This window comes from Streptomyces sp. WY228, from assembly GCF_019287315.1.
Taxonomy (GTDB): Bacteria; Actinomycetota; Actinomycetes; order Streptomycetales; family Streptomycetaceae; genus Streptomyces; species Streptomyces caviscabies.
The window spans coordinates 8,213,792-8,232,269 of sequence record NZ_CP079114.1 but is presented as its reverse complement, the minus strand read 5'-3'; the positions used below and the strand labels follow the sequence as shown (position 1 = coordinate 8,232,269).

General features: G+C 72.1%; 13 protein-coding genes. 7 read left to right on the top strand and 6 right to left on the bottom strand.

Going from position 1 to position 18,478, the window contains the following annotated elements; translation table 11 throughout:
* Positions 1 to 29: 29 nt before the first annotated feature.
* From KV381_RS36010 to KV381_RS35985, 6 genes are all read left to right on the top strand, one after another.
* Positions 30 to 1,502: an FGGY-family carbohydrate kinase gene (locus tag KV381_RS36010; RefSeq protein ID WP_218787125.1), complete on the top strand. Its 1,473-nt coding sequence runs from the start codon at positions 30 to 32 to the stop codon at positions 1,500 to 1,502.
* A 154-nt stretch (positions 1,503 to 1,656) separates the two neighbouring features.
* Positions 1,657 to 2,691: a substrate-binding domain-containing protein gene (locus KV381_RS36005; protein ID WP_283782943.1), complete on the top strand. Its 1,035-nt coding sequence runs from the start codon at positions 1,657 to 1,659 to the stop codon at positions 2,689 to 2,691.
* 61 nt (positions 2,692 to 2,752) lie between these two features.
* Positions 2,753 to 3,595: an ATP-binding cassette domain-containing protein gene (locus KV381_RS36000; protein ID WP_030627675.1), complete on the top strand. Its 843-nt coding sequence runs from the start codon at positions 2,753 to 2,755 to the stop codon at positions 3,593 to 3,595.
* Positions 3,592 to 4,875: a sugar ABC transporter permease gene (locus tag KV381_RS35995; RefSeq protein ID WP_218787123.1), complete on the top strand. Its 1,284-nt coding sequence runs from the start codon at positions 3,592 to 3,594 to the stop codon at positions 4,873 to 4,875. Before KV381_RS36000 ends, KV381_RS35995 begins: the two co-directional genes overlap by 4 nt.
* 57 nt (positions 4,876 to 4,932) lie before the next feature.
* Complete coding sequence (locus KV381_RS35990) at positions 4,933 to 6,177, top strand: hypothetical protein (protein ID WP_218787122.1); 1,245 nt, start codon at positions 4,933 to 4,935, stop codon at positions 6,175 to 6,177.
* A gap of 171 nt (positions 6,178 to 6,348) precedes the next feature.
* Positions 6,349 to 9,690, top strand: coding sequence for a S8 family serine peptidase (locus KV381_RS35985; RefSeq protein ID WP_218787121.1), 3,342 nt, complete (start codon positions 6,349 to 6,351; stop codon positions 9,688 to 9,690).
* Positions 9,691 to 9,791: 101 nt separating this feature from the next.
* Here the strand turns inward: KV381_RS35985 and KV381_RS35980 are convergent, their stop codons facing one another.
* The 6 genes from KV381_RS35980 to KV381_RS35955 all read right to left on the bottom strand — a co-directional run bounded on the left by KV381_RS35980 (position 9,792) and on the right by KV381_RS35955 (position 15,611).
* On the bottom strand, positions 9,792 to 10,394 hold the full coding sequence (locus KV381_RS35980; protein ID WP_218787120.1) for a hypothetical protein: 603 nt from the start codon (positions 10,392 to 10,394) through the stop codon (positions 9,792 to 9,794).
* A complete protein-coding gene (locus tag KV381_RS35975; RefSeq protein WP_373461191.1) occupies positions 10,394 to 11,926 on the bottom strand; it encodes an ATP-binding protein in 1,533 nt (510 codons plus the stop codon). Before KV381_RS35975 ends, KV381_RS35980 begins: the two co-directional genes overlap by 1 nt.
* A gap of 11 nt (positions 11,927 to 11,937) precedes the next feature.
* Positions 11,938 to 12,624: a response regulator transcription factor gene (locus KV381_RS35970; RefSeq protein ID WP_086779353.1), complete on the bottom strand. Its 687-nt coding sequence runs from the start codon at positions 12,622 to 12,624 to the stop codon at positions 11,938 to 11,940.
* A gap of 97 nt (positions 12,625 to 12,721) precedes the next feature.
* Positions 12,722 to 13,348, bottom strand: a complete 627-nt coding sequence (locus tag KV381_RS35965; RefSeq protein ID WP_218787118.1) for a bifunctional 2-polyprenyl-6-hydroxyphenol methylase/3-demethylubiquinol 3-O-methyltransferase UbiG — start codon at positions 13,346 to 13,348, stop codon at positions 12,722 to 12,724.
* Positions 13,349 to 13,401: 53 nt separating this feature from the next.
* Entirely contained in the window at positions 13,402 to 13,977 is a 576-nt protein-coding gene (locus tag KV381_RS35960; RefSeq protein WP_030080511.1) for a hypothetical protein, read from the bottom strand.
* Complete coding sequence (locus KV381_RS35955; RefSeq protein ID WP_218787117.1) at positions 13,977 to 15,611, bottom strand: DNA-binding transcriptional regulator; 1,635 nt, start codon at positions 15,609 to 15,611, stop codon at positions 13,977 to 13,979. Before KV381_RS35955 ends, KV381_RS35960 begins: the two co-directional genes overlap by 1 nt.
* A gap of 203 nt (positions 15,612 to 15,814) precedes the next feature.
* Between KV381_RS35955 and KV381_RS35950 the strand changes: the two genes are divergently transcribed.
* Positions 15,815 to 18,394 carry a DEAD/DEAH box helicase gene (locus KV381_RS35950; RefSeq protein ID WP_256995263.1) on the top strand — a complete coding sequence of 860 codons (2,580 nt, stop codon included), beginning with the start codon at positions 15,815 to 15,817 and terminating at the stop codon, positions 18,392 to 18,394.
* Positions 18,395 to 18,478 lie beyond the last annotated feature (84 nt).

The following is an 18,478-nucleotide window of genomic DNA, read 5'->3' as shown; positions in this document are numbered from 1 at the left end:
CCCATCGGCCCGCACAGGAGGTATCAGGCGTGAGCACGATCATCGGCGTGGACATCGGTACGTCGGTCATCAAGGCCGTGGCGTTCGACGGGACGGGCGACCGCCTGGCCTCAGCGAGCCGGCGCTCGCATGTGGAGATGCTGTCGGGCGGCCGGGTGGAGCAGGATCTCGACGAGGTCGTGGCCGGTGTCGTCGAGGTCGTTCGCGAGGTCGCCGCCGCCATCGGCCGTACGCCGGACGCCGTGGCGCTCACCGGTCAGGGGGACGGTCTGTGGCTGCGGGACGCCGAGGGGCGTGCGGTGCGGCCGGCCATCTCCTGGATGGACGCGCGGGCCTCGGACCTGGTGACCCGGTGGCTGGCGGACGGCACGATCGCCACCGCTTACGCGCACACCGGCTCCGGCATGTTCCCGGGGTGCCACGGCCCCCTGCTGAACTGGCTCCAGGAGCACGAGCCGGACGCGCTGGACCGGGCCGCCGTCGCGGGGTACTGCGTGGACGCCGTCGCCCAGCGGCTGACCGGCCGGGTGTGTCTCGACGCGTCCGATGCCACGCTGCCGTTCCTCGACCCGCGTACCCGCCGCTACGCACCTCGGGCGCTGGCCGCGTGCGGGGTCGAGGGGCGGGCGGGGCTGCTGCCGTCTCCCGCTACTCCCGGGACGGTGCTCGGGCTGGACGGTCGCGGCGCCGGACTGCTGGGGCTGCCCGAGGGGCTGCCGGTGGTGGCGGGGCCGTACGACCTGCCGGCCTGTGCGATCGGCAGCGGGGTGCGTGAGGTGGGGGACGGGGTTCTCATTCTCGGCACGACCCTCGCGAGCCAGGTGCTGACCGACCGCGTCGATCTCGATCCGCTCGCCGAGCCAGCCGGCATGTGGCTGTGCACGCCCGACCCGGGCCGGTGGCTGCGTGCCATGCCCGCCATGGTGGGGACGGCGGCGCTGGAGTGGGTGCTCTCCCTCGTCGGCGCGACCACGGCCGACGTCGACGCGCTGCTCACCGACAGCCCGCCCGGCGCCCGGGGCGTCCGCGCCTTCCCCTTCCTGTCCGAGGCGGGCGAACGGGCCCCGTTCGTCGAACCGTCGGCGCAGGGCAGGCTCGACGGGCTCAGTCTGGCGACCGGCCGGGCGGACGCGGTGCGGGCCGTCTGCGAGGCCATCGGGTACGCGGCCCGGCACTGCCTGGACGCGGCGGGGCTGAACGGCACGCTCGCGCTGTGCGGCGGCGGCACGCGATCGGTGATGTGGGCCCGGCTGATCGCCGACGTCCTCGGGCGGCCCGTCCGCATTCCGCTGGAGGAGCAGGTCGGGGCGCTCGGCGTGGTGTCCGTCGCCAGGGCCTCGCTCTCCCCCGGGTACGAGGCGCCGCCCGGGCGCCATCAGGTGGTCGACCCGCGCGCGGACGTACGGGCGCTGTACGAGGACGGATACGAGCGGTACCGCGCCGAGTTGGCGACGGCCAGGACCCTGTGGGCAGCACCCGCGGGGGTACCCGTACGCCGCTGAAGAACCCGACCGCCCTGTTATTTATGACATGCCCATTGACACTACTAACATTTCCGCTGTTAATTTGACGCGAAGGAGGGCTCTCCGCCTCAGGACAGAGGAGATTCCAGTGAAGCGACGCTCTGTCAGATCTCTTGCAGCAGCCTTGTCCGCGATGGCGGTGGTCGTCTCCGCCGCCGCCTGTACGACACAAGCGCCGAGCGGTTCGGACGGCAGGTCGTCAAAGAACGCGAAGATCGCCTTCCTGATGCCCGACATCGCCTCCACCCGCTACGAGCTGTACGACGCACCGCTCTTCAAGGCCAAAGTGAGGGATCTCTGCGGCGGTTGCGAGGTGCTGTACCAGAACGCGGGCGGCGATGCCGCGAAGCAACAGCAACAGGCCGACTCCGCTCTCGCACAGGGCGCCGATGTCATCGTGATCGATCCGGTGGACTCCGCCGCGGCGGCGAGCACCGTCCGTACGGCACAGGGCCGAGGGGTTCCCGTCATCGCGTACGACCGGCCGATCCCGGCGGTCACGGCGGACTACTACGTCTCCTTCGACAACGAGAAGATCGGCGCCATGATCGGCGCGTCCCTGGTGGAACACCTGCAGGCCACGAAGGCCGAGGGCGGTCTCCTCCAGGTCAACGGGTCACCGACCGACGCGGCGGCGGGCCTGATCAAGAAGGGCATCCACAGTGCGGTCGACTCCAGCGGATTCGATCTGCTCGCCGAGTACGACACCCCGGCCTGGGAACCGGGCAAGGCGCAGAGCTGGGTCAGCGGCCAGATCAGCAAGTTCCCGGGGAAGATCGCCGGTGTGGTGGCCGCCAACGACGGAACGGGCGGCGGTTCCATCGCCGCGTTCAAGGCGGCCGGGGCGACCGTGCCGCCGGTGACGGGGAACGACGCCGAACTCGCCGCCGCGCAGCGGATCATCAAGGGCGATCAGTACAACACCATCTCCAAGCCGATCAAGACTGTCGCGGAAGCGGCGGCGACCGCGGCCCATGCCTTCGCCCAGGGGAAGAAGCCCCGGGGGAAGACGACACTCTTCGGCACCCCCTCCGAACTCTTCACCCCGACCGTGGTCACCCGGGAGAACATCGCGGAGGTGCTGGTGGGCGACGGGAAGCCGCTGAAGACCGCCGAGGTGTGCACGGCGACGTACGCGGCCGCCTGCGCCGAGGCGGGTGTCACGTAGTCGCGGGAGCGGACGGATCCGCGCCGCTCCCTCTGCCCTGCCCGCCTCGGAAGGTCGGTCGATGTCCGCTGAGTCCTTTCCCTCCCCGCGAGAGGCGTCCGGAGGGCCGCTGCTGTCGCTGCGCGGCATCAGCAAGTCCTTCGGTGCGGTCGCCGCGCTCACCGATGTGGCCCTGGACGTCGCCGCGGGCGAGGTCGTCGCGCTGGTGGGCGACAACGGCGCGGGGAAGTCCACCCTGGTCAAGGTTCTCTCCGGGGTGCACCAGCCGGACACCGGTACCGTCGGCTTCGGCGACGCGGTCGTCTCCATCCCCTCCCCCGCCGCCGCACAGCAGCTCGGCATCGCGACCGTGTTCCAGGACCTCGCCCTGTGCGAGAACCTGAACGTGGTGGAAAACCTCTTCCTCGGAAGGGAGTTGCGCGGTCTGCGGCTGGACGAGGTGACCATGGAGGTCCGCTCCCGCGCCCTGCTCGGAGAGCTGTCGGCGAAGATCCCCTCGGTGCGCGCACCGGTCGCCGCCCTGTCCGGCGGACAGCGGCAGACGGTGGCCATCGCGCGGACCCTGCTGGGCGACCCCAAGGTGATCATCCTCGACGAGCCGACGGCCGCGCTGGGTGTGGCGCAGACGGCGGAGGTGCTCAACCTGATCGAGCGTCTGAAGGGGCGTGGCCTGGGCGTCATCATGGTCAGCCACAACATGGCCGATGTGCGGGCCGTCGCCGACACCGTGGTGGTCCTGCGGCTCGGCCGCAACAACGGCGTCTTCGACGCGGCCGAGGCGACGGCGTCGGACCTGGTGGCGGCCATCACCGGAGCCACGGACAACGTGGTCAGCCGCCGCGCCGGCCGGGCCCGGAGCGCGAGCGGCGGAACGGAAGCCTCGGGCGAGGGGGAAGCGTCATGACGGAACCGGCGGCGAGCGAGGGGGACGTCGTGACGGAGCCGACCGCGAGCCCGGAGCTCTCGCGGGTCGGCCCCCGAAAGCCGACGGCCTGGTCCGACGGGGCGCGCGACCGATGGCGGGCGGTCTCCTCCCGGCTGCGCGGCGGCGATCTCGGTCTCCTGCCCGTTCTCGCCGGGCTCGTCGTGATCTGGGTCGTGATGCAGATCCTCAACCCGATCTTCCTGTCGAGCGCGAACCTCACGAACCTCGCCCTCGAAAGCGTGCCGGTAGGGATCATCGCCCTGGGGGTCGTCTGTGTCCTCCTCGTCGGTCAGATCGATCTGTCGGTCGGCTCGGTCAGCGGGCTGAGCGCCGCCGTCCTGGCGGTCCTCTTCGTGGACCGGGGTCTGCCGTCCTGGCTCGCCGTGGCCGCCGCGCTGGCCCTGGCGGGTCTGATCGGCTGGTTCTACGCCCAGGTCCACAACCGGATCGGCGTGCCCAGCTTCGTCATCACCCTGGGCGGTCTCCTCGGCTTCCTCGGCGTGCAGTTGTGGATTCTCGGGCCGAAGGGTTCGATCAACCTGCCCTTCGATTCGGGCCTGGTGACGTTCGCCCAACTCCAGTTCCTGCCGCCCTGGCTGGCGTACACGCTGGTCGTCGCGGGCGCGGCGGTGCTGTACGCGACCGGTGCGGCCCGTGCCGGGGAGCGTCGGCGGGCGGGTCTCGCCGCCGCCTCGCGGGGTCTGCTCGTCGGGCGGAGCGTGACGTTGCTGGCCGGTCTCGGCGCGGCGGTCTGGTATCTCAACCGGGACCGGGGGGTGGGCTGGATGTTCGTGTTCTTCCTCGCCCTGGTACTGGCGTTGCACTACGTCCTGTCCCGTACCTCGTTCGGCAAGTCGATGTACGCGGTCGGCGGCAACTCGGAGGCCGCCCGGCGTGCGGGCGTGAACGTGCAGGCCGTCCTCACCACCGCGTTCGTGCTGTGCACGACGCTCGCGTGCGTCGGCGGGGTGCTGTCCGCCTCGCGGCTCGCGGCGGCCAACCAGAGCAGCGGCGGCGGTGACGTCAACCTCAACGCCATCGCGGCGGCCGTCATCGGCGGGACCAGTCTGTTCGGCGGCCGGGGCACGGCGTTCGCCGCGCTGCTCGGCGTTCTCGTGATCCAGTCGATCTCCAGTGGGCTCACCCTGCTGAATCTCGACTCCGCCTACCGCTTCATGGTCACCGGCGGGGTACTGCTGCTGGCGGTGTCGCTGGATGCCGTGGCCCGGCGTTCGCGGGTCTCGCACGGCAGGGCCTGAGATACCGCTCGCATCCGGTGGCGCCGCTCACCCCAGGATCTCGACCTCGGAGGAACCATGCGAAGCCGCGCACTCGCTCACAGCGCCGCCCTGTTCCTGTCCACCGTCCTCGCGTCGGCCCTCCTCGCGACGGGCGGGGGCCTGGCCCATGCCCGTACACCGGACACACCGAACATCCCGACCACGCCGTCCACGCCGTCCACCGGGCAGAGCGGGCACGCCGGCGCCGTGCCGCCGCGCCCGTCTCCGCCGCCCTCTTCCGTCGACGGCGGGGCCTGGCGGTCCGGGCATCTCCAGGGCGCGGCCGTCGACCGCCGCAGGGGCCACATGTACTTCTCCTTCACCGATCTGCTGGTGAAGACCGATCTGGCGGGCCGGCCGATCGGCTCGGTCACCGGCTTCACCGGGCACCTGGGTGATCTGGACTTCAACACCGGCGACGGCCGGGTCTACGGCTCTCTCGAGTACAAGGCCGCCGAGGCGTTCTACATCGCGATCTTCGACGGGTCCCGCATCACCCGGATGAACATGGACGCCCGGACCACCGATGTGGTCTCCACCGTCCATCTCCGGGAGGTCGTGCGGGACTACACCGCCGACATGAACGGCGACGGCGTCTTCGACGGCGACACCGGCGACACCCCCGACCACCGCTACGGCTGCAGCGGGATCGACGGTGTCGCCTTCGGCCCCGACCTGAACCGCAGGGGCGGCGGCCGGCTGCTCACGGTCGCGTACGGGATCTACTCCAACACCACCCGCACCGACAACGACCACCAGGTGCTGCTCCAGTACGACGTACGCGACTGGCGAAGGTACGAGCGGCCGCTCACGGAAGACGCGCAGCACACCAGCGGCCCCGGCTCCCCCGACGGCAAGTTCTTCGCCCACACCGGCAACACCACCTACGGCGTCCAGAACCTGGAGTACGACGGGTACAGCGGCAACTGGCTGATGGCCGTGTACAAGGGGAAGAAGACGGCGTTCCCCAACTACTCGCTCCACGTGGTGGACGGGTCGAAGCCCGCCCGCCGGGGAGTGGTGAAGGGGCAGCCGCGCCCGGAGTCCGGCCGCCTCCTGTCCCTTCTCCCGCGCGGGCTGTTCCACGAGCCGTCCGGTGTGTACGGGTACGAGTCGGCGGGGCAGTACGGTCTGGTCTCGCTCGACGACGGCCGCTTCTACCTGGGCGAGGCGGGTACCGCCGACTCCGGCGGCACCACGCTGCAGACCGGCCGGGCGGTGCTGCACCGCTGGACGGGAGCGGTGCCCGATCCCTTCACCTCACCGGGTCACGCTCGATGAGATCGCGGAGGTCGAGTAAGCCGAATCACGTCGATCGGCTGTTACACAACGATCATTGAGTGCGTTCGAACGGCCTCTGCATACTTCAGGAATCCGGGACGCGCACCTCTACAACACGTCCCGTGCGGCCGGGACTTCGCCCGCCCGAATCACTCCTGAGCAGGGACTGTCTTGCGTAAACGATCATTGAAGGCCTGTGCCGTCACGGCGGCCGCCGTCGCCGTGACGATGGGCATGACCGGCCCGGCGTCGGGGAAGACCGACGGCCCGGACCCAGCGGGCACGGCCGCCCCCAAAGGCTTGGCGGCGGCCGGTACAACCGTGCACACCGTCACCCTCATCACCGGCGACCGGATTCTCGTGGATGCCCGGGGCCGGGTAGGTGGCATCGAGCGGGCCGAGGGCCGGGAGGACATTCCCTTCTTCACCGAGATCCACGACGGCCGCACCCACGTGGTGCCGCGTGACGCGCGGCAGTTGATCGCCGACGGTGTTCTGGACCGGCGGCTCTTCGACATCACCGCGCTCGCCGGGCCGGAGAGCCGCAGGGCTCATCGGGCCGGTCTCAAGGTGATCGTCGGCTACCGCGGAGCCGCGGCCGGGTCCGCCCGGGCCGGGGTGCGGTCCGCCGACGGGACCACCGTCCGCCGGACCCTGTCGGCTCTGGACGCCGATGCCGTCACCGCTTCCGCCGCGACCGACGGCACGGGCGGACTGTGGGACGCCCTGACACGTCAGCGGCGCGACGGTTCGGCGGCGACCACATCCGGTATCGCGCGGATCTGGCTGGACGGTGTGCGCACGGCGTCGCTCGACCGCAGCACCGGCCGGATCGGCGCCCCGGCGGCCTGGGCCCGGTCGTTCGACGGCACCGGTGTGAAGATCGCCGTCGTGGACACGGGCATCGACGCCACCCATCCGGACCTGGCGGGCCGGGTCGCGGCGGAACGCAACTTCAGCGCCTCCCCGGACGCCCGCGACCGCGACGGGCACGGCACGCACGTGGCGTCCACGGCGGCCGGCACCGGGGCGAAGGACGCCCGGTTCAAGGGGGTGGCGCCCGGGGCACGGCTGATCAACGCCAAGGTGCTGGACGATCAGGGCGTCGGCGACGACTCCGGCATCATCGCGGGGGTCGACTGGGCCGTGTCGCAGGGCGCCGACGTCATCAGCATGAGCCTGGGCGGCCTCGACTCCCCCGGCATCGACCCGCTGGAAGCCCAGGTCAACAAGGTCTCCGCGGAGAAGGGCGTCCTGTTCACGATCGCCGCGGGCAACAACGGTCCGGAGCAGGGCACGATCGCATCGCCGGGCAGCGCGGATGCGGCCCTGACCGTCGGCGCCGTGGACGACGACGACCTGATCGCCGACTTCTCCAGCGTCGGACCCCGGACCGGTGACAAGGCCGTCAAGCCCGACATCACCGCGCCGGGCGTGTCCATCACGGCGGCCGCCGCGGCGGGCGTGGCGGGGCAGGACCCGCCCGGTTACCACAGCCTGAGCGGTACGTCGATGGCGACGCCGCACGTCGCGGGCGCGGCCGCGATCCTCAAGCAGAAGAACCCCGCCTGGACGGGCGCCCAGCTCAAGGCCGCCCTGACGGGCTCGGCCGAGGGCGGCTCCCACTCGGTGTTCCAGCAGGGCGCGGGCCGGCTCGCGGTCGACCGGGCGCTCGATCGGACGGTCGTCGCCGAGCCGGTTTCGGTCTCACTGGGCACCCAGCCGTGGCCGCACGCCGACGACTCCCCCGTCACCGGGAAGGTGACGTACCGGAACCACGGCAGCGCCGATGTGACGCTGGATCTGTCGCTGGCGGCGCCCACCGGCGCGGACGGACAGCCGGCTCCGGCCGGGTTCTTCACCCTCGGGGCACCGCGGGTCACGGTCCCGGCGGGCGGCACCGCCGCCGTGGACCTGACGGCCGACACCCGCCTCGGCGGTACGGTCGACGGCTCCTACTCGGCCACCGTCGTCGCGTCCGGGGGCGGGCAGAGCGTGCGCACGGCGGCCGCGGTGGAGCGTGAGCCGGAGTCGTACGACGTCACCTTCACCGCCACCGGACGGGACGGCGCGCCCAGCACCGGCTGGCAGGCCGACCTGAAGGGGCACGGCGGTTCCGCCTCGGGCCTGCGGTTCTTCCCCGACCTCTCGTCCGGTTCGGCCACGGTCCGGCTGCCGCGCGGCACCTACAACCTCTCGGCCGATCTGCTGGTCGACCCGGCGGCCCCGGGCAAGGGCGCCGACCTGATCAACAACCCGCAGTTCTCGGTGACCGGCCCCACCACGGTCGAGCTCGACGCCCGGACCACCCGCCCGGTGTCGTTCACGGTGCCGGACGCGACGGCCACGCCGACGCGCGCGGGCATGATGTACGCCCTCAACACGCCCGAGACGGGCATCACGCTGTGGAGCGACTTCACGAGCTTCGACAACGTCCGCACCGCGCACCAGGGGCCCCCGGTGACCGGCGAGTCCTCCCTCTACCAGCAGTGGTCCGCCCACTGGGAGCGCGGTGACACCGAGTACAACGCGCTCGCCGGCAGCCTGGTCCCGAAGCTGGCCACCGGCTACGGCAAGACCTACACGACGAGGAACATGGCCCTGGTCAAGGTGGGCATCGGCTCGTCCGTGCCCGGCGTCGACGGCATCGTCAAGGCGTACGGCGAACTGGCCCACGGGGGCGTCGACCCGCTCTTCTCCGTCCACAAGGTGCCGGGTACCCGGAAGGTGTATTTGTCGACGGACGACGAGGCCGTCTGGAACATCGCGGCGGGTGTGCTGGGCGAGAAGGACCCGGCGGGGAACCGGCGGATCGAGGCGGTCCACACCTTCGACGGGACACGGCGGTTCGAACCGGGAACCACGCACGCCGAGAACTTCCAGGTCGGCGTGGCAGGCCCGAAGGTGAACGCGGGCGACGGGATCGTCCGCGACGGCGACGACATCCACGGCTCGCTGACGCTGGTCAGTGACGGAGCGGGCCATCCCGGGTTCACCCGGTACGCCGGTGCGAGCACCACCATCCACCGCGACGGTGTGCTGTACGCGAAGGAGGACGCGGCGATCGACGAGCGGCTCTTCACGCTGCCTGCGGAGTCCGCGACGTACAAGGTGGCGACCACGATCAGCCGGAACCCTGCCGTCCATCGCGCGGGCACCCGGATCGACGCCTCGTGGACCTTCACCTCGGCCCGCACCGAAACGCCGGTCACGCTGCCGGTATCGACGGTCCGTTTCCTGCCGCGGCTCGCGCTGGACTCCACCGTTCCGGCGGGCGGCACGCAGACGTTCCCCGTCGTGGTGCAGGGCGCGGCGGCCGAAGCCGGTCCGAAGTCGCTGCGGGTGCTGGTCTCGTACGAGGACGGGAAGTGGCTGCCCGCCGAGGTCTCTGCGGGCAAGGTCACCGTGCGCGCCCCGGAGAAGGGCAAGGCGATATCGCTGAAGGCCGTCGTCCTCGACAGGAAGGGCAACGAGTCGACGGTCACGGTCCACAACGCCTTCTTCGGCAGGTGAGGCGCCTGCGGGCAGGGGGAACACGGCCCGGCGTGAGATGAGGTGAGGTGAGCGGCCCGGCGGAGCTTCGGTTCCGGCGGGCCGCTCGTTCTCGTACGGGATCAGCGTGCTGGGGCCGGGGCCGGGCGTACGGGGCAGTCGGCCGGCGCGAGGCGTCCGTCCTGCCCGACCAGGCTGACGGACACGGCCCCCTTCGTGTGCGCCGCGTACGCGGCCGTGCAGACGAGTTGGTCGCGGGCGGGTGCGGCCAGCCGCCTCACCGGCAGCCGCAGTTCGACCTCGACGGTGGAGCCGTCCGCCACGACCCGGTCGGCGGCGGTCGGGGCGCGCGGCAGGGTGGGGGCGTTGCGCAGCCCGGCCCGCCGTTCGGCGTTGTCCGGTCCGGTGAGCAGAGCGGTGACGGCCGCCAGCGGCGAGGACGCGCCCGTCCCCTCATCGGCGGCGGCCGATCCGGTGGTACCCGCGTTCGCGTCCTGCCAGGGATCCTGGACGATCCGGGGCACGGGCAGCAGTTCCCCGTCGGGAGAGAAGTAGAACAACAGGACGCGTCCCTCACGCGGAGGAAGCAGATCGCCGACGGCCGGCCGGCCCGCCTGGATCACGTCCGTCTCCTGGATGCCGCATCCGGCGAGCGGTCCTCCGGCGAGCACCAGGAGCGCGGCGAGGCCGCCTGCCGGTCGCCTTCGGAACATCTGCTTCCTCATCAGGTGGCCTCCTTTCCTCGCTCGCGCCTTCGGTTGTGGCTTCGGTTGTGGCTGTCCGCCGGTTCCGTGTCGTGGGCCGGCGGCGGGACGTCCGGCGCTCGGTTCCCGGCGGCGGGCCCGTCGAAGGGCAGTCGCACCGTGAAGCGGGCCCCGCCGTCAGGGGCGTTCTCCGCGTGGATCGTGCCGCCGTGCAGCCGTACGTTCTCCTCGGTGATCGCGAGTCCGAGACCACTGCCCGAGGAGCGGGACCGTGCGGCGTCGGCCTTGAAGAAGCGGTCGAAGACGTGCGGCAGCGCGTCGGCGGCGATTCCGGGGCCGCTGTCACGCACCTCGGTGATCAGGGCGCCGCCGCGTGCCGTGAGCCGCACGGTGACCGGTTCGGCGCCGTGGTGCAGGGCGTTGCCGACGAGGTTGGCGACGATGACGTCGTAGCGGCGCGGGTCGAGGCGGATGCGGAGCCCGTCGGGCAGCTCCGCCCGGACCCGGCCCTGCCACTGCCTGGCGGACAGGGTGCTGTGTACGGCCTCCGCCGCGTCCACCTCGTCGACGTTGAGCTCCGCCGCGCGGGCGTCGAACCGGGAGATCTCCATCAGGTCCTCCACCAGCACGGCCAGTTTGCCGGTCTCGGCGCTGATCAGGCGTACCGCGCGCGCGGTGTCCGGGTCGAGCGTCCCGGCGTCCTCGTCCAGCACGTCCGTGACAGCGAGCATCCCGGCGAGCGGGGTGCGCAGCTCGTGCGAGACGTCCGAGGCGAAGCGCCGGGCCCGGCCTCCCGCGTCCCGCAGCTCCTGCACGGAGTGTTCGAGGCGGGCGGCCGATTCGTTGAACGTCCGGGCCAGGTCCGCCATTTCGTCCCGGCCGTGGACGGGGATACGGGTGTCGAGCTGCCCGCCGCCCATGGAGTGCGCGGCGCGCCGCAGCGCGCGGACGGGGCGCAGCACGCTGCGTGCGGCGAGCAGGGCCGGCACCAGGGCGACGGCGAGTCCCGGCAGCGCGCCGTCGCGGGCGGCGGTGACCAGTGCGTCGATGTCCACCTCCTCGTTCGTCATGGGCATCACGGCGTAGAGGACCAGGCCGCTGGGCACCGCGTCGCCGCCCGCGACGATCCGGGTCATCACCGGCATCCCGATGGTCAGGTAGGCGCGCCCGTCCTTGACGACCCGTTGGAAGCTGCCGTGCGGTGAGGTGAGCGCGGTGCGGCGGAGTTTCGCGGTCAGCACCCCGGAGGCGGGGCGGTCGCCCGAGGAGACACGGACCGTGCCGTATTCGGCGAAGACGATCCATGGATGCGGTTTGGAGCGTGCCGCGATGTCGTAGAGGTGCCACCGGAGTGATTCCGGGTCCAGGGGCAGGCTGGGGACGAAGCGTTCGGCTTCCTCGCGGAAGGAGACGACGGCGGTGTCCTGCGCCCGTTCGAGGACCGCGCTGCGGGCCTCCCGGTAGGTCAGTGCGGCGGTCGTGACGGCGCTGACGGCGGCCACCAGCAGGAACGCGAGTACGAGGCGGGTGCGCAGCCCGAACGCGGCGCTCACCGCGGGTCTTCTCACAGCGGGCCGAAGCGGTAGCCGAAGCCTCGCAGCGTCTGGATGTACCGAGGGCTGCGGGCCGGGTCCTCGATCTTGATGCGCAGTCGGCGTACGCAGGCGTCCACCAGCCGGACGTCGCTGTGGAAGGTGTGCTCCCAGACGGCTTCCAGGAGCCGCTGCCGGCTGAAGACCTGATGGGGTGTCGCGGACAGGTACAGGAGCAGCTTGAGTTCGGAGGGTGCGAGGGCGACGGGCTCGCCCGCCTTGAGGACGGTGTGGCCGGCGCGGTCGATGTCGAGTTCACCGTGGTGCTCGACGGTGGGTCTCGCGTCGGCCGCCGGTCTCTCCATCCGGCGCAGGACGGCGCGTATGCGGGCCTCGATGACCGCGGTGCGGGCGGGCTTGACGATGTAGTCGTCCGCGCCCGCGTCCAGGCCGACGACGATGTCCAGCCCGTCGCCGAGGGCGGTCAGCATGATGATCGGCACCTGGCTGGTCTCGCGGACGCGGAGGCATACCTGGACGCCGTCCATGGCGGGCAGCATCAGATCGAGCAGCAGGAGATCGGGGCGGAAGGTGTGCAGGGCCTCCAGGCCGGTCTCGCCGGTGGCGGTGGCGAGGACCTCGTGCCCGCGCCGGCGCAGCCCCAGCTCGACGCCCTCACGTACGGAAGGGTCGTCTTCGACGAGGAGGACGCGTGACATGGAGGGGTCTCCGGGGTCGTGAGGAGGAGGGGACCGCGATGAAGGAAGCCGCGATGGCAGGAACGGCGATGGGGTGTGCGGCGGACGGGCCGTGTGCTCATGCGGTGGGGCGGGAGTGCACACTCACGGCGTAGCCGCAGCCGTCCTCGTAGGGGTCGCCGCTCCAGGTCGCGTAGCGCTGTCGCAGCGTCAGTCCGGCCCGGGCGCACCAGTCGTCGAACTCGGTGATGGTCACGGGCGGTTCGGGCAGCGGCAGATGTGCCGCGTCCAGTCCCATGCCGGTGACCAGCAGTCCGCCGGGGCGCAGCGTGGTTGCCAGGTGCCCGACGACGGCCGGTCCGGTGCCGGGGGCCAGCAGGGGGATGACGTTCCCGGCGGCAAGCGCCAGGTCGAACCCCGGTTCCAGGCCGAGGGCGTCCAGATGGGACAGGTCGCCGAGGAGCCACTCCTGGGTGGGTGCCTCGCGGCGTGCGACGGCGAGCATCGAGGAGTCGACGTCCACGCCGGTGCAGTGGTGGCCCAGTTCGGCGAGCCGGATCGCGATCCGGCCGGTGCCGCAGCCGGCGTCGAGCACCCGGGCGGCGGGCTCCAGCAGCGTGTCGCAGAAGGTGGCCTCGCCGTGGATGTCGTGGCCCGATGCGGCGAGCCGGGCGAACCTGCGGGCGTACTCCTCCCCGGCCTCTCCACCGGTCAGTTCCGCCCAACGGTCGCGTTGCCCAGTCATGTTTCCTTCTGCCTTCCGGTCAGGCTCCGCCGGTTCGTGTGCGGTGGGCACGGTCAGGCGGCCCAGCCGATGGAGGAGACGTTGCTGTATCCGTCGTAGTCGGAGCCCAGGTCCTCGATGATCCGGTCCCAGATGGCGTCGAGCTCCTGGGCGTCGTCGTCGAGCCAGGCGTCGACGGCCCGGTCCCAGACACCGCGGACGTTGATGCTGCGGCCGGCCAGATCGCGGCGGTACTTGCGCTCCACCTCGGACTGGTCGACGGGGTTGATCTCGACGCGGGTGCCGCGGCCGTTGTTGTTGAGCCGGTGCTTGAGGTCGGCGGCGACGTTGCGGCGGCGCAGGTCCCAGTAGGCGGCGTCCAGGCGGGTGCGGTTGGCGCGGTTGGGGGTGCGCTCCTCGGCGAGCCAGGCGATGAGGGTGCGGGGGGAGACATGGATGCCGGCCCGGTCCATGGCCTCGTAGCCGGCGTCGGTGGTGGTGAGGTAGCGCAGGCGGGCGGCGAGGCCGCGCTCGGTGTCGACCGGTGAGGCGATGCCGGTGACCATGTTCTCGATCGCGATGCCGAGGGCGTCGGCGCCGGGGACGCCGTTGGCGTTGTACTGGCCGAGGTTCATCCAGCGGCCTGCCATCAGCGGGTCACCGTGCCGATCGTGTACTCACCGGACGCCCTGCCCTCGCCGTACTTGATCTTCATCTGGGCCACGCCCCGGCCCTCGGGGAAGACCTGCCGCCAGTCGCCCGTGACGTGGAGCTCGTCGGTGCCCGTCATGGCGACGACGTCGAGGCCCGCCTGGTGGGCCTTGTAGGCCTTGCCCCAGAGGTTGGCGTACGCCTGGCTGTGGATGATGTGCATCCAGTCCGGCCGGACCATCTCCCGGTTGTGGATCGACTCCCCCATCGTCGAGATGAACTTGCTGTACATCGCTTTGACGTACTCCAGCGTCAGGAAGTCGTCCTCGGCGATGGCTGCCTCGCGGGCGGCCCCGAGGGTCTTGCGCAGGGCGTCGAGGAAGTTCTCCGTGGCGCCGGACGTCCACGACTCGTGGATGACGGGCGCCTCGGTGAGACCGTGCTTGGGGCCGGAGAGGCGTTGCAGCAGGCGCAGGGTGGCGTTGGTGACCCAGAGAGCGCCTGGTTCGTCGCGGTCGCCGATCGGGTCCGGCAGATGCGGGTGGGTCCACGGGGCGGGGGTGATCAGGTGGACACCGGAGCGTTTGGGTTCGACGCCGTCGGCGCCGGTGCTGTGGTCCAGCTTTCCGATGGGGAGCCAGCACTTCAGCGCGGACAGATAGGCCGCGTTGACGTCGAGCGCGGTGACCCGGATGTCGCCGGGGGCCTTGAGGGAGTAGCCGGGGTGGTGGAAGCGGGGACGGGCTTCCCAGATCTGGTCCGGGTCCTTCTTCGAGGGCTTCTTCAGGATGTCCGGCAGGGCGGGGTAGGCGGTGTAGTCGTAGCGTGCGGTGGCCCGGGTCTCGTTGAACAGGTGCATCACGTCCGGGATCGCCCGCTTGACCAGGGCCTTGAGCGCGGCTTCCTCGTCCCCTCCGGAGCGCTCGGCCTCTTCCTGGACGGCCCGGCCGATGAGCGAGGTCGTCTCGGCCTGGGCGCGGGCGGCCGACCTGGCCCGGCGCTGCGGGCGGGTCGGGACCGGCGCCGGGGTGGGTGAGGCGGTTGCCGGAGCGGGGACGGTTGCTGCCGGGGTGACGGCGGGGGTGGGCGCGGTCTCGTTCGAGGGGGCCGCGGGTACGCAGAAGGCGCCGGCGTGCAGCGGGTGGCCGTCGGTGGACCGGAAGGTGGTGGTGACTCCGCAGCGGACGCAGGGGCCCGGCTCGCCCTCGACGGCGAGCCCGTCCGGGCCGCGCAGCGTGTCGTGGCCGGTGAACGCGGGCACGGGCACCGTCGGTTCGGGGTCGGCGACGGCAGCAGGCGCGGGAGTGGGAGTGGGAGTGGGAGTGGGAGTGGGTTCGGACGCGGGCCCGGGAGCAGGGTCGGGGGCCGTGGCGGGAGCGGACGCCGGGGCGGCCGGGTAGATCTCGACGAGGCCCTTCAGCAGGCGCAGGTAGGAAAGGCGTGCGGGTGGCTGCGGATCGGAGACGCCGGTCTCCCAGTTGGCGACGGTGGAACGTCCGACCCCGACCGCCGACGCGACCTGGGCGCGGGACAGCCCGGCCGCTTCACGCAGCCGCTGCCGCTCGGCCGGCGGCGGAATGGCGGCCGTCAGGCGGGCCTCTTCGAGGAGCGCTTCGACACTGTTCTCACTCACCGACCCACCGTACAACAATTGGACATCATCTGCGCATATGTTGGACGCGTGTTGGACGGTGCCGGACGCGAGGTCTGATGCGATTCTCCCGGGCGGAGATGCGCGGGCGGAGCACCGGAGCCTCGCTATTGTCTGATGTCCGGGCTCGTCGGTCCGTCGTATCCCTCGAATCCGTCGGACACGGGGAGTCAGGAGTGGTGAGTGTGCAGGGGTTCAGCCTTCGCCCGCATCAGGCGGAGGCCGTCGATGCCGTGATCGAGGGCCTTTCCCCCACCGCGTCGCCCGCGGACGGTCCGGTGGCCGCTCGGGGCCTACGCGGACAGGTCCGGATGGCGACCGGCACGGGCAAGACCGTCATGGCGGCGGTGGCTGCCCGGCGGTTGGTCCCGCGCGGCCTGGTCGGTGTCCTGGTGCCGACGCTGGACCTGCTGACGCAGACGGTCGAGTCCTGGCGTGCCGTGGGGCACGACGGTCCGGCGGTCGCGGTGTGCGGTCTGGGTTCCGACCCGCTGCTCGAAGCTCTCGACGTCCGGTGCACGACGAACCCCACGCAGTTGGCGCTGTGGGCCGGCAGCGGGCCGATGCTGGTGTTCGCCACGTACGCGAGCCTGTCGCCCCAAGGTCTGGAGGACGACCAGGGCGACCGGGACGACCAGGGCGGGGCCGGCGCGGCCCCGGGTGTGCTGGAGCGGGCCCTGCTCGGCTCGTACGGACAGCGCATGGGCGCCTTCGACCTCCTGGTCGTCGACGAGGCGCACCGGACCTCGGGCGATCCCGGGAAGGCGTGGGCGGCCGTCCACGACCAGAAGCGGATCCCCGCCGCGCGGCGGCTGTACATGACGGCCACCCCACGCCTGTGGGAGGCGTCACCGGGCGCCGGCGCCGCGCCGGACGTGCCCGGCGGGGGGCTGGTGGCGTCGATGGACGACGAAGAGCTCTACGGCCCGGTGCTGTACGAGTTCGGGCTGATGGAGAGTGTCGAGCGCGGGGTCCTGGCGCGGTTCGAGATCGACGTACTGGAGATCCGCGACCCCGCACCGCCCGGGCCGGACGCGTCCTCGGAGGAACGACGGGGCCGGCGGCTCGCCGCGCTGCGGGCGGCGCTGCTGAAGCATGCGGACACCACGGGGATGCGGTCGTTCATGACGTTCCACTCCCGCACCCTGGACGCCATGGCCTTCGCCCGCGGCCTCCCGGAGACCGCCGCCGAACTCCACGCGGTGGACCCGGTCGCGTATCCGAAACGGATCGGCGCGGACTGGCTGTGCGGTGAGCACCCGGCCGCGCACCGCCGGGCCGTGCTGAGCCGGTTCGCGGACGGGCTGGACGCGGAGGGCTGGGTGACCGACCTGAGCTTCCTGAGCAGTTGCCGGGTGCTCGGCGAGGGGGTCGACATCCGGGGCGGGCGCGGGGTGGCCGGGGTCGTCTTCGCCGATACCCGCAGCTCCCCCGTCGAGATCGTGCAGATCACCGGCCGGGGTCTGCGCCAGGAACCCGGCGAGGGGAAGGTGTCCCGGCTGGTCGTCCCGGTGTTCCTCCGCCCCGGCGAGGACCCTGACCGCATGATGGCCTCGCCGAGCTACCGCCCTCTGGTCGCCGTGCTGCAGGGGCTCCGGGCCCACGACGAACGGCTGGTCGAGCGCATGGCCCTGCGCACCACGACCGCCCGGGGCAGGGCACTCTCCGTGGTCGGCCTCGACCCGGTCCAGGAGGACGACACCGACGACGAAACGGTGTCAGGCACCCCGGCCCCGGGCCCGCCCGGCAGCGCGGACGCGCGTACTGGCACGCGTACGAGCGACGCGGGGGTGCCCCTGCTCCGGTTCTCCCGGCCCCATGACCCCGGTGTCATCGCCGCGTTCCTGCGCACCCGCGTCCTGCAGCCGGACTCCGAGGTCTGGCTCACCGGATACCACGCCCTGTACGCCTGGGCCCGGGAACACGGAAACGCCCGCGTTCCCGTGGGCACCGTCGTCCCCCTGGACGGCGGCGAGGGCGCGTTTCCGCTCGGGTCCTGGGTCAGCGAGCAGCGAAGGGCGTTCCGGCTCGGGACCCTCAAGCCGTGGCGGGCCGGACTTCTCGACGAGCTCGGCATGGTCTGGTCCGTCGCGGACGCCGCCTTCCGGAAGAAGCTCGCGGCCGCCCGCGCCTACCACGCCAAGCACGCCACGCTCGCCGCTCCGAAGGACGCCGTGACGGACGGTGTGGCGGTCGGCCAGTGGCTCGCCAACCTCCGCAGGCCCGGCGGCCTCGGCAGGAACGAGGAGCGGGCGGCGCACCGTCGTGAGGCCCTCGCGGCGATCGACCCGGACTGGAATCCGCGGTGGCCGGTCGACTGGCAGCGGTACTACGCCGCCGCCCGCCTGCTGCTCGCCGAGGAGCGCAGCGCCACCGGGATCCTGCCCGGCGTCACCGTGCTCGGTCTCGACGTCGGGACGTGGGTCCACCGGCAGCGCGAACCGTCCGTCTGGCAGGCCCTGATGCCCGAGCAGCGCGCACGCCTGGAACGGCTCGGCCTGCGCCCGCCGGCCGAACCGGAGCGGCCCGCGGCCGGGAGGACGGGGTCCTTCGAGCGCGGCGTACGGGCGCTCGCCCAGTACACCGCCCGCGAAGGCCACCTCCGGGTCCCGCGCGCCCACACCGAGGAGATCACGGTGGAGGACGAACCCGGCCCCGTGCAGGTGCGGCTGGGGGTGTGGCTGTCCAACACCAGGAGCCGCCGGGACGGGCTCGCCGAGGAACAGCGCGCCGTGCTCTCGGAACTCGGCGTGCGGTGGACGTGACGGAGTGGGCGTCAGCGCGAGCGCATGCCGGGCCGACGTGACGGCCGGCCGTCCCGAGCGGCGTTTCCGTCACCGTCTCGCCCC

Bases quoted from the DNA above. Each gene is read 5' to 3' on its own strand.
- KV381_RS36005 (WP_283782943.1), top strand. From the start codon at position 1,657: ATGGCGGTGGTCGTCTCCGCCGCCGCCTGTACGACACAAGCGCCGAGC.
- KV381_RS36000 (WP_030627675.1), top strand. From the start codon at position 2,753: ATGTCCGCTGAGTCCTTTCCCTCCCCGCGAGAGGCGTCCGGAGGGCCG.
- KV381_RS35995 (WP_218787123.1), top strand. From the start codon at position 3,592: ATGACGGAACCGGCGGCGAGCGAGGGGGACGTCGTGACGGAGCCGACC.
- KV381_RS35990 (WP_218787122.1), top strand. From the start codon at position 4,933: ATGCGAAGCCGCGCACTCGCTCACAGCGCCGCCCTGTTCCTGTCCACC.
- KV381_RS35980 (WP_218787120.1), bottom strand. From the start codon at position 10,394: ATGAGGAAGCAGATGTTCCGAAGGCGACCGGCAGGCGGCCTCGCCGCG.
- KV381_RS35970 (WP_086779353.1), bottom strand. From the start codon at position 12,624: ATGTCACGCGTCCTCCTCGTCGAAGACGACCCTTCCGTACGTGAGGGC.
- KV381_RS35965 (WP_218787118.1), bottom strand. From the start codon at position 13,348: ATGACTGGGCAACGCGACCGTTGGGCGGAACTGACCGGTGGAGAGGCC.
- KV381_RS35960 (WP_030080511.1), bottom strand. From the start codon at position 13,977: ATGGCAGGCCGCTGGATGAACCTCGGCCAGTACAACGCCAACGGCGTC.